Below are 12,153 nucleotides of genomic sequence, written 5' to 3'. Positions count from 1 at the left end.
TTTTTATTCTTTAATGCTCAATAACATAAAGGTCTTTAGTGGATACATATCCCAACGGGTTAACATAAAAACCGCCCACATAAGGCTTCACCATTTTTGCACTGACATAATAATAAACGGGAATAACGGGAGAATCTTTGGTAATAAGATCTAATCCTTTTTGCTGATATGAGTTACCGTTAGTCTCACTCGCTTTTTTAATCAATACATCATATTCACTGTTCTCATATAAGAATGTATTTTTTAAATACAAAATCATAGACAGTAATCAGTGTACCATCAGACCATTTACCTCCTTTTCTTAAATAGAAAACTCATGTTTTATTATCATCGGTTCCCCAGCTTTCAGCTAATCTTGGTTCGATATTGCCTTGTCTGTCGGTATAGACCAAACCATCAAAAAAATCATGGATAATATCTAATTCAGTATTACTTTCTACTTTATGCACATCCAGAGAAGCCGGAAATGAACCATTATTGCGCACAATTTCCTGTTTCTCTGCCAACTCTGTACCGGACGGGACAACGGCAGCCTGAGCCAAACTGACACTACTCAGTATAATTCCTATCGAGCAGGATAATACTTTAGATGTTTTATTTTTTATTATTCTGGATATTATTTTCTGCATGTTTGGTTACTCCATCATGATAGTTATTTAATTTTTCACATTTTAATTCTCTTCATAATTACTGTTTTTAATTAAATCTTTCATTTAATAACAGCCTGTCAGAAACAGGCTGTTATTATTAAAAATCAGTGTTTAATAATATAAAGATCTTTTGTCAGAATACGCCCTAATGGGCTGATATAAACGCCGCCAACATAAGGTTTAATTAATTTAATACGGACATAATCATAAACTGGGATGGCTGGTGAATCGTGAGTAAGAATATCAATTGCTTGTTGATAAATATCCTTATCGTCAGTCTCATCCGCCTTTAACACCAATTTATCAAATTCTGGATTATTATACTTTGTTATATTGTTAGTGTTTCCTGTCATGAAAATCTCTAAGAAGGTAACTGGACTATCATAATCTGCCTGCCAGGCATATCTGGAAACTTCGAAGTTACCCTGATACATGGACTCAACCTGTGATTTACTTTCCTGATTTTCTAAGACGGCTTCAACACCGAGATTTTTTTTCCACATCGAACTGGCGGCAATAGCGATTCTTTTATGTCCATCTGACGTGTTGTATAACAGCTTAAATTTAAGCGGATTATTCTCATTGAAACCCGCTTCATTCAGCAATGCTTTAGCTTTTGCAATACGTTTTTCTTGCGTCCATGACGCATAATCAGGGCGTTTTAAATTAATTCCTCCGCTGCCCGGAAACACCACATAATAAGCGGGCTTTTGGCCTTGTCCCATTACCCTGTCAGCAATAACATCCCTATCCAGCGCTAAAGTCAGCGCTTGCCTGACCCGGATATCGTTAAACGGTGGTTTTCGGATATTAAAAAGATAATAATAAACACTCATTATGGGAGTAATATGAAATTGATCACCCAATTGCTTTTTCAGTGTCGGAAAGAAATCTGTTGGGCCTCCGTTTGAAATATCAATTTCTCCTGCCAAGTAACGATTAAGATCGGCTTTATAGTCTGATATCGGCAAATAAGTGACTTTATTAATTACGGTATTCTTGTCATCCCAATAATGAGGGTTTCTGACACCAACAATTTTTTCATTTACAATCCATTCAGAAAGCTTAAAAGGCCCATTACTGACAAAAAATTCCGGCTTCGTCCATTTATTACCATATTTTTTGACAACCTTTTCACTGAGCGTAGACATAACTGGATGCTCCAGCATTTGCAAAAAACCCGCTTTTGGTCTTTCCAGAGAAACTTCTATTGTGGCATCGTCCAGTGCTTTAATACCGAGCTCTTCAGGTTTTTTCTTACCGGATAATACATCGTGTGCATTGATAACTTTGGCCTGAACGAGATAGCTGCCATAAGGGGAAAGAGTGTCGGGAGTTACCAGCCGCCGCCAGGTAAAAACCACATCATGTGCAGTCACTGGCGAACCATCTGACCACTTTATTCCTTTTCTTAAATGGAAAACCCACGTTTTATTATCTTTAGTTTCCCAATGCTCAGCCAACGCAGGGATAGTGTTACTATTTTTATCAATGGTAACCAATGGTTCAAAAAAATCCTGTAAAATATCAAATTCACTACTACCTTCGGACTTATGGGGATCTAAAGAGCCGGGCTCGGAAAAATTATTGCGGGTGATTTCTTGCTTTTCAGCTAATTGTGTACCAACAGGGACTACAGCAGCGTAAGAGTAAGTAGCACTTCCTAATATAAGACTTACAGAACAGGTTAATACTCTGGCAATTTTGTTTTTTATTAGCTTTGCCATTATTTTTTGCATATCAGTGCTCCCCATATTTATTTTTATTATTAATTTCACTATTACATTTATTATTACTACCTCTACTATTATTGCCTTAAAAACATTACTCTTATACCCATCGTCTTTCAAGTTGCAGCTTTGTTGGCTGCGCTCGTTCACCCCGGTCACATAGTTATCTATGCTCCCGGGGATTGGCGACTTCTCTGCAAAATATTTCACAACCGCATCCACATCAGGAACACTGTAAACCGGATCAGTACCCTCTCTAAATACAGAGAAATTACTTCCCCCCTGTCGCCAGATATTCGTTGCAAGGTATCAGCAGTCAATGATAATGCCTGCTCCGTTGAGCAGGCATCAATACAGTTAAGGTTTATTTTTTATCAGTCAGATCAATTTGATAAATTGCAAACCCAACCTCATCATTTTTCAGGTATTTCACCGGATATTGCGCGTGTTCTTTAATAAACTTCACGGCCTTTTCTGATGGAGAGGTTTCAAAGCGGACATCCAGTTTTTTATCTGTCTTGATTGGCAGGAATGACCAGTTATTTTCCGCCTGTGTTGATACCACACCTTTCTCTTTAGTCATTCTGGAAATGTAGGCAGCCAAAATGGAGCGATTTTCATCCGGTGAAGCAAATGCAATATGGCCTTCACCTGTTCCTGCAAATTTACCACCATAACCACGGTAGTTATTAGTGGCGATCAGGAATGTCGCTGTTGGATCGATAGGTTTACCCTGGTAAGTAACGTCCTTAATACGGTTCGCACTTCTGTTGATCAATTGGCAATCTGTGTCGTATTTCGCTGGCTGAGTCAGATCCACCTTATAATTGACACCGCTGATGGTATCGAAATTATAAGTTCGGAAACTCTTCCAGTTCAATAACTCTTGTGGTTTGGTGGAGTTAGGATCTATCTGGTTATACATGCCAGCTGAACATTCCAGCCACTCCACAACATCAGCACCACTCGCTTTCACCACAACCAACGTGTTCGGGTAGAGATACAAATCAGCCGCGTTACGGAATGTCAGGTCACCTTTCTCTACTTCCACAAAATCAGCCGGTGCATTTTTACGTCCACCTACCTTGAATGGTGCAGCAGCCCCCAGAACTGGCAGATCTGCCAGATCAGGATCACCCTGAATAAAACGCTTGGTATAATCAACCTGGGCATCGTTAACGATCTGAACCGTTGGATCACTCTGGATCAGAGCAAGATAACTGTACATATTGGCAGAGGCTTTCCCAATGAACTTGCCAACGAAATCACGGGTTCCCTGATTGGCTTCTTCAATAATCGCTGCCAGTTTGTTGTCACGTTCAACCAATGCTTTCTTATGCGTTTTATCATAGATAGGACGCGCTTCAGCTTTAGCAGATTCCACTTTCCATTCACCGCTGTCGTTGTTGATAACCATATCAACAATCCCCAAATGGTCTCCCCATTGGCCCGGCATCACGGCAGGAATGCCATTGACTGTGCCATTAGCAACATCAACACCTCTAATACCGTTGTATTCCTCGCTTGGGAAAACCCCGTGCGCATGACCGAACATAATGGCATTAATGCCGGGAACTTCACTCAAATAATAAACAGAGTTTTCTGCCATCGCTTTATAAGGCTCTTGAGAGAAACCAGAATGCGGAATAGCAATAATGAGGTCAGCTCCCGCTTTCTTCATTTCAGGTACAAATTTTTTTGCTGTCTCAGTGATATCGTTGACAACGACTTTGCCATCCAGATTGGCCTTATCCCAAATACTGATCTGTGTTGGAACAAAACCGATATAACCGATCTTAATTGTGTGCTCTTTGCCTTCACGATCTTTAACGGGGGTATCAACAATAATATAAGGTGTGAAGTAGTTTTTGTCGGTCTTGGCATCCATAATATTGGCGTTAATGTAAGGGAATTTAGCCCCTGCTATCGCCTGTTTCAGATAATCCAGACCAAAGTTAAATTCATGGTTACCGAAATTACCTATGGTATAACCCATGGTGTTCATCAGTTGGTGGACCGGATGAACTTCACCTTGTTTGAGTCCTTTTGCCACTATGTAATCTGCCATCGGGCTTCCCTGGATCAGGTCACCATTATCAACCAGAATTGCGTTGGTAGCTTCAGCTTTGGCTGCTTTAATTAAACTCGCAGTACGAACCAGACCAAACTGCTCAGTCGGTTTATCCTTAAAGTAATCGAAATCAATCAGGTTGCTGTGAACATCTGATGTTTCCATAACCCGTAAATCAACGGTTGCCGCATTGACATTAAATGCCACCAACATCGCCAACGTTGAAATTTTCAAGCCACGCTTCAACATGTTATCCCCTTCTATAGATAGAGTTTCCAGAATGGTTTGTTTCTTATCTCTATAAACCGGATTGTCTCTGCGGACATCATCATATGCCGCTTCAATCAACAGACGTATGCTATTGTACTGATTGTTCTTTTATTTATGGTATTACCCATAACATAGAAACAGGATTCGCTCACAAAATCAGGAATTTTATGTCAAATAGATATACCCTTCATTTTTACTCGAAAAATGAAGGGTATAAATGAAGGGTATAGTTATTTATTAGGCCACAACCACGCCGCCCCACGCACTCCGCTGGAATCACCATGCAGTGCTTTTCTAATTGGCGTTGCACACTCGCCACCAAAGACCCACTCACTCACTAAACCCGGCAAGGTCTGATAAAGGCGATCAACATTACTCATACCACCACCCAGCACAATGACATCAGGATCAAGTAAGTTAACGACCTGAGCTAACGCTCGTGCCAGACGCTTTTCGTAGCGCTGGATGGCCAGTTCCGCAATTTTATCTCCCTGAGCTACAGCCTCCATAATTTCATGACCTTTTTTGTGCACGCCACTCAAGCGGAAATAATCCTTCATAAAACCGGTTCCCGATACGAACATTTCGGTACAGCCTGGTTTACCGCAGAAACAACGAACCTCTTCCTGATATGCCCGATCTTCGTCATCCATCCACGGTAATGGGTTATGCCCCCATTCTCCAGCCAGACCATTACCACCTGCATGTACCTTGCCATCAAATGCCAGACCTGAGCCACAGCCAGTCCCGATAATAACGGCAAACACCATTGGCATACCTGCTGCTGCACCATCAGTCGCTTCCGAGACAGCCAGACAGTTTGCGTCATTGGCAACCCGTACTTCACGCCCCAGGAAAGCAGAAATGTCTTTGTCCAAAACCTGACCATTCAGCCAGACCGAATTAGCATTTTTCACTTTTCCGGTAAAAGGTGAAATCGCTCCCGGAATGCCAATTCCTATTGTGCCTCTCTGCCCGGTTGCCTGTTCCGCATCCGCTATCAAACCGGCAATGGCAGCCAGTGTTTGTTGATAGTCATTGCGGGGAGTATCCACCCGTTTCCGAAACAGTTCTTCACCCTGATCACCCAATGCGATCACTTCAATCTTGGTTCCACCAAGATCAATACCTATACGCATAGCTTACCTTTTTCTCTGTGGTTTACCGTTAGCTGAATTTTTTCAGGCTAACTGAATCGTGTTGTCGTAAGATCATTGCCTGAGCAGCATTAACAATCAAGAATTATAACGTCACTTTGTTTTAGGAAATGGACGTTTTAGATAATGCATGAAATTCCAAGAAGGAAATAGATGAAGTTCTAGGGCTTCGCCGCATGATTCGTTATCATGCGCAGCTATGTTTTTCAAATAACGTTTCATATGACGTTTATCACAATGCACAAATATGGGGTAACCACATGTTATGGTTCAAAAATTTAATGATTTACCGTTTAAACCGAGAAATTTCACTTTCTGCGGATGAACTGGAAAAACAATTAAGCCCATTGGCATTCACCCCATGCGGCAGTCAGGACATGATGAAAACAGGTTGGGTTCCGCCAATGGGTGCTCATGGTGAAGCATTCACTCATGCTACCGGTAATCAGATCCTGATTTGTGCGCGCAAGGAAGAAAAAATGCTGCCTTCTCCGGTCATTAAACAGGAACTACAAACCAAAATCGCCCGTCTGGAAGGAGAGCAGCATCGGAAACTGAAAAAAACCGAGAAAGATTCACTGAAAGATGAAGTGATCCATACTTTATTACCGAGAGCATTCAGCCGTTTCAGCCAGACTTATATCTGGATAGATACCGTTAACAATCTGATTATTGTTGATTCAGCCAGTGCCAAACGTGCCGAAGATAATCTGGCTTTATTAAGAAAAACACTTGGCTCATTGCCTGTTGTTCCCTTGACTTTCAAAGATCCCATTGAGCTGACATTAACTGAGTGGGTACGTTCGGGTAATTTACCTGCCGGTTATACTCTGATGGATGAAGCTGAATTAAAAGCCATTCTGGAAGAAGGCGGGGTTATTCGCTGTAAGAAACAGGAGTTGGTGTCTGACGAAATAGCGGCACACATTGAATCTGGGAAATATGTCACCAAACTGGCACTGGACTGGGAAGAGCGTATCCAATTCATGTTGTCAGATGATGGTTCTTACAAGCGCATTAAATTCAGTGAAACATTGCGTGAGCAAAATGATGATATTGATCGTGAAAATGTTGCTCAACGCTTCGATGCTGATTTCACGCTGATGACTGGTGAATTAAGTACGCTGATAAAACATACCATTGATGCGCTGGGTGGTGAGGCAGAAAGATAATTTCTTATCCATCCAATAGATTTCAAAAAGCAACTAACAACACTATGGCTTGATATAGACAGGATATAAAAAGGATACAGCCTCAATAGTATTTCCATTGAGGCTGTTACTGTGACAATTATTACTCTTCATACAAACTATTACTTCACACAATTAGAAACGGTATACTAAACCAACACCCATTATATTATCTGTTTTAATCTTAGCTGTTTTAGTAAAGTCATTATTTTTCAGCAAATTAATCTTGTATTCAGCATAAGTACCCATATTTTTGTTGAAATTATAAGATGCTCCGATAGAGATGTACTTCACCAGATCTTCAGCCCCTTTGGTTCTCAATAAATTGTTCTCGCCCAAATCATTGCCTAAGTCTTTACCTCTGGAATAGACATAACCAATAGACGGACGCAAACCAAAATCAAACAGATATTGGGCAGTTAACTCAATGTTTTCCGTTTTATTGGCAAACATCACATGGTTATCTACAGAGCTGCCGAATCGGGTCAAATTACGAGCCTGACCATACATCGCTGCCAGATAGATATTATTTCTATCGTACTTGGCTGATACCAACCAGGCTTCAGCTTTATTCCCTTTCGCCAATACTTTAGCTGATTCCATGCCCTGTTTTTGTGCTTGAGTACGATTAGAATTACCATAAGAAGCTGCAACAGTCACACCATTGCCAAAATTATAAGAGCTGGAAAGACCAAAACCATCGCCATTTTGTCGCATGACATCATTACGGGTATTTTTGGTACTACTATCATTTTTGGCCTGATATTGCAGGGCAAAATTCCACCCATTCACCAAACCAAAAAAGTCAGTATTACGATAAGTTAATAACCCTGTCGAACGTCCCATCATGAAATTATCAGTTGCCGCTATGCTATCGCCACCAAATACAGGAAGCATATCTGTAAACGTATTAGCATCATAAACCACGCCGAAGTTACGACCATAATCCAGGGTGCCATAGTTCCCCAGTTTAAGGCCGACATAAGCCAGACGTGTTCTTGCGAATGTACTGCTTTCAAGTTCAGTTCTGTTGGCACCCAGATTGAATTCCCAGCGCCCGAATCCTGAAATTGTGTCTGTAAGTTGGGTTATCCCTCTCACACCGATACGGCCGCTGGAGTTATCACCCGCTTCTTTGCTTTTTGATTTAGCAAAGTGGTATTGGGCTTCAGCCTTTCCATATAAATCAATTTTATTACCATCCTTATTATAAATTTCGGCTGCATTTGCAGTCCCAGCAATAAGGAAAACCGGAATTGCCATTGCTATTACGTTGTGTTTTGTCATTATTATGGTCCTCACTAGTGTTGTTATTACCTTTGCCCCCGCCAGGAAATACATTTTCTAAGAAACAATTAATTCAAAAAAATTTCCTAAGAAATAGTTAGGCGGATTAACATTTAGCAACCCTTGCCTCTTTGTTACTTTATGGTTAATTCCGCAACAAACAATAGCGATACTAAGATCAAAATTAACATTTTTCTAACAAAATTTAACCAAAAGTGCTATCCCGTGAAGAAGATCACATAGTGAACATATTTTCAATAATAGAACAACATCAATTATGATTATTAGTTATTAAAAACAGTAAGTTATAAGTAATAAGGGGCTTGATGAAAAATAATCGAAGTGTTCTGAGCAGCATTTTTCACTGCTAATTACTGTAGATCACGTGACAATCATTTATTGTAAATATTGACAATTGACTGTAAGTTCTGTATCTGATGGAAATTGATAAATTTCCATTTATTTCAAGTAAACTTTTTTTGCTTTTATATGGAATACAGCCAATGCGGTACATTAAATATCGACAACTTATAAGGTGCTAAAATGGCAGAAAATCACCCACGCCCACGAGGTCGCCCGTCAATTCCTGAACAAGAAATACGTGAAAAAATCCATGATATTACTCTTTGCCTTCTGTTAAATCAGGGCTATAGCACAACTACCATGGATGTCATTGCCCAAAAAGCAAAAATCGCCAAAAAGACACTCTATCGTTTCGTTAAAAATAGAGAAGATTTGATTGAGCAAGTTGTACTAAGCTGGACAGATAATACTGTACTTTCCCTGACTAAGAATGCTAACAATCACCAACAAGTGATAATTTCATTAGGTAAGTATTTGGCGGAAATCGCTGAAAAATCCTTATCTAAAGATGCAGTCGGATTATTTAAATTATTACAGTCTGACTTTCCTCATCGGGATACCTTCCTGGAAAAATATCAACAAGGCGGTATTGAAAAAAACAAAATTATCTTAGCAAATTGGCTAGAACAGCAATATAAACAAGGATTATTAAAAGAATTTAATTATGAAACATTCAGTGAATTAGCTATCTCTATGGTGATTGCAGAGCCGCTCAGACAAATGGTGCTGGGGCAAACACCACCTTTACCAGAAACTGATATTTCCCATCGCATTACTGCAATAATAAATTTACTTAAATCTGGATTAATTGAGAAATAAGAATTTATTCTCACAGCAATAAAGAAGGCGTTGAGTTCATGATAACCACTCAGCGCCTTATTTCTATTTTATAATCAACAACCAGATTTTAAACATTATTATCTATACCCTTCATTTTTCAAGTTGTAGCTTGAAATCTATTGGGTATATAACTTAAGATTTATTTGCTCTGACCAACATTTCCCGAAAGCGTTCAAAACAAGTTATTTTATGCAGTTGATTAATAATCTTATCATGGCTAAAGACATCTAATAACGCATCATAACACTCTGCAAAACATACCCTGTCTATCCTGTTTATCGCGATTAAAAAAATAACATGCACACGTTCATCTTTCCCCCAACGTATCCCTTTTGGGCTGATAACAACAGCAACACCCGTTTTTATTGCATCCATTTTTACTGAATGGGGTAATGCCAGAATACCAAAGGCCGTTGAGGAAGCACTTTCACGCTGATAAACATATCTGAAAAAATCAGACTCAACATAACCTTTGGCAAACATTGTCTGACAAAGATCATCAATAAGTTCATCTCTGTATTGAAAGCCGGGTTCAAACCAAAAAAGACCTTGCTCAAAAAATAGATCAAAATTACGTTGTAGCGTCTTCTTCTTCCGATTGGCATTAGCAATATCAATTTTGCCAATCAACTGCGTGCGCTTATTCCGTAATTGGAAAGGAGAAATACACACTGTTTCATAATTATGGCTGGCAGGAAGATTTATTGTCGTAATCAATAATTCGAACTCCAGGTTTTCCAATTCAGAAGGCTGCGAAATCCTCTTAATCACACTTATTTCATTACCAAAATCACACAATAATTGATGATAGATTTTATTTTCAATTCCTCGGTAGCCGGGGCATAAAAGCACTGCCCGCACTTTATTATCATGACTTTTTTGCCGTTCAAATTCAGCACCAACATGCAGGGCAATAAAAGAAATCTCATCTTCATTCAGTTTTTTACCTAAAAATTCATTTAATTGTAAAGAGATAAAAACAGCGATATCAAATATTGTGCGACATTCCTTTTTTATTACTTCCAACATGGGATTCTTGGTATAAATATTATGTTCCAACCGTATTTTCAGCCCTGATATATGCAGAGAAAATAATGAGATAAAATCATCTGTTCCAAAATCAATCAGGTAATGTTCCTTTACAAATTCAGTAACTTGTTTTGTAAATTGGTATAAACCCTCATCCACCAAATCAATTGATTCACTACCTTTAGTATGATTAGAATTGACGTTGATTTTCAACAAAGTATAACAAGCATTTCTTTCATTCTCTGATATTGAAACATCAAATTTATGTTGCAAATTATCACATAACTCATCAGTTATAGTGTGTAATTTATTGTTTCCAACAAAAGTTAGCGGAGTATCTAAATATTTGTCATGCTTTATCCGATTTATCAGTATTAAAAAATGTAAGACAAGATTGGCATAAGAGAGATCATAAACAGAATAGCCCCATTTATAAAATATCTCCTTAATAAGATCGGATACCATTTCTACCTGTTGAGTACCAAATATTGTTTCCAATGTTTTTAACTCACTGAAACAATAGTCTGTTTGTTCGATAATTATATGATAAACCAACTCTCTTAATTTTTGTTCTGCCCCCCAAATTTCAATATGGTTATTCTTGCATAAAAATCTGACATTAAATTGTTCAAATGAACTATTCATTTTATATATCAATGATTTTAACGTTGAGTCACTGATATACAAATCAGCACTGAGATCATAAATATTATTGCTTTTCTTAAATAACAGGATGGACTTAATCAAAAAACTTACCCTTTCCTGATAAGTCTTTGGCAAACCACTGGGTTGTTGAAGTAATTTTATATTTATATCAGGTGAAAAATAATATCCTGAGCGACCAGAGAGAATAATTTTCTCGCCATAGGATTCATTAATTTCTGCTACATAATTTTTTATCGTTCTAATGGAGACGTTTAAGACCTGAGATAATTTTATTGCCAGAGTCGGGGTATTTTTATTCAGTAAATAATCCAATAATTCTTTCTGCTTAGGCCTTAGCATTACAACCCCCTGTTAAATGAACAAATAACACCTTAAACTTACCGGGATAATCAATTTAAAAAAATAGAAATTTGCCCTTTTAAAGTGAAAACACATAATTGAATATAAAATCAAAATTCAAGATAGTAGTTTATAGGTCAAAAAACAAAAATCAATTAGCAGCAAAATAATAAGGAATTAATATGAAAAATATTTTTATTATGTTGTGTTGTGGGGCAGGTATTTCCAGTGGAATGTTAGCAACAAAAACCAGGAATGCCGCCAAACAAAAAGGTGTATCAGTTACCGTCGAAGCCAGAAGTGAAAGCGAGGTTGCAGAATATTTTTCAGTTATCGATATCCTATTTCTTGGCCCTCACTATGCTTCGCAAAAAGATGAGTTCCAAAAACATGCTGATATTTACAATATTCCTGTCCTTGTTGTACCACAAAATATTTATGGAAAATTAGACGGAGAAGCATTACTGGAATTAGCCATAAGTACTTTGAATCATTAATTTTACTTTTTACAACACCAGGGATTGTACTTACTCAGAATAGATAAAGACAATAATAAAGAGA

The 12,153-nt window shown here is 38.4% G+C and carries 10 protein-coding genes; 3 read left to right on the top strand and 7 right to left on the bottom strand.

Translation table 11 applies throughout. From position 1 onward, the window contains the following. Positions 1 to 10: 10 nt before the first annotated feature. The 5 genes from HGO23_RS03655 to mak form a co-directional block, all read right to left on the bottom strand. Positions 11 to 259 carry a peptide ABC transporter substrate-binding protein gene (locus HGO23_RS03655; protein WP_209027999.1) on the bottom strand — a complete coding sequence of 83 codons (249 nt, stop codon included), beginning with the start codon at positions 257 to 259 and terminating at the stop codon, positions 11 to 13. Between the two features lie 55 nt (positions 260 to 314). After that, a complete protein-coding gene (locus HGO23_RS03650; RefSeq protein WP_209027998.1) occupies positions 315 to 629 on the bottom strand; it encodes a hypothetical protein in 315 nt (104 codons plus the stop codon). Between the two features lie 125 nt (positions 630 to 754). Then, a complete protein-coding gene (locus HGO23_RS03645; protein ID WP_244967874.1) occupies positions 755 to 2,389 on the bottom strand; it encodes an ABC transporter substrate-binding protein in 1,635 nt (544 codons plus the stop codon). Between the two features lie 355 nt (positions 2,390 to 2,744). Beyond that, positions 2,745 to 4,700, bottom strand: coding sequence for a bifunctional 2',3'-cyclic-nucleotide 2'-phosphodiesterase/3'-nucleotidase (locus HGO23_RS03640; RefSeq protein WP_209028689.1), 1,956 nt, complete (start codon positions 4,698 to 4,700; stop codon positions 2,745 to 2,747). A 251-nt stretch (positions 4,701 to 4,951) separates the two neighbouring features. Next, positions 4,952 to 5,860: a fructokinase gene (gene mak / locus HGO23_RS03635; protein ID WP_209027996.1), complete on the bottom strand. Its 909-nt coding sequence runs from the start codon at positions 5,858 to 5,860 to the stop codon at positions 4,952 to 4,954. Between the two features lie 278 nt (positions 5,861 to 6,138). On the opposite strand from mak, the gene rdgC reads away from it, so the two are divergent. Continuing rightward, positions 6,139 to 7,050: a recombination-associated protein RdgC gene (rdgC, locus tag HGO23_RS03630; protein ID WP_209027995.1), complete on the top strand. Its 912-nt coding sequence runs from the start codon at positions 6,139 to 6,141 to the stop codon at positions 7,048 to 7,050. 153 nt (positions 7,051 to 7,203) lie between these two features. Here rdgC and HGO23_RS03625 read toward each other — a convergent pair whose 3' ends face one another. Next, positions 7,204 to 8,355 carry a porin gene (locus HGO23_RS03625; protein WP_099135551.1) on the bottom strand — a complete coding sequence of 384 codons (1,152 nt, stop codon included), beginning with the start codon at positions 8,353 to 8,355 and terminating at the stop codon, positions 7,204 to 7,206. 543 nt (positions 8,356 to 8,898) lie between these two features. Between HGO23_RS03625 and HGO23_RS03620 the strand changes: the two genes are divergently transcribed. Then, positions 8,899 to 9,537, top strand: a complete 639-nt coding sequence (locus tag HGO23_RS03620) for a TetR/AcrR family transcriptional regulator (RefSeq protein WP_209027994.1) — start codon at positions 8,899 to 8,901, stop codon at positions 9,535 to 9,537. A 153-nt stretch (positions 9,538 to 9,690) separates the two neighbouring features. On the opposite strand, the gene HGO23_RS03615 is transcribed toward HGO23_RS03620, so the two are convergent. Next, entirely contained in the window at positions 9,691 to 11,592 is a 1,902-nt protein-coding gene (locus HGO23_RS03615) for a BglG family transcription antiterminator (RefSeq protein ID WP_209027993.1), read from the bottom strand. A gap of 182 nt (positions 11,593 to 11,774) precedes the next feature. On the opposite strand from HGO23_RS03615, the gene HGO23_RS03610 reads away from it, so the two are divergent. After that, positions 11,775 to 12,089 carry a PTS sugar transporter subunit IIB gene (locus HGO23_RS03610; RefSeq protein ID WP_209027992.1) on the top strand — a complete coding sequence of 105 codons (315 nt, stop codon included), beginning with the start codon at positions 11,775 to 11,777 and terminating at the stop codon, positions 12,087 to 12,089. Positions 12,090 to 12,153: the final 64 nt, after the last annotated feature.

This window comes from Xenorhabdus budapestensis, assembly GCF_017743015.1.
GTDB classification, from domain to species: Bacteria; Pseudomonadota; Gammaproteobacteria; order Enterobacterales; family Enterobacteriaceae; genus Xenorhabdus; species Xenorhabdus budapestensis.
The sequence above is the reverse complement of the archived record's forward strand: the minus strand, read 5'-3'. Positions and strand labels throughout refer to the sequence as shown.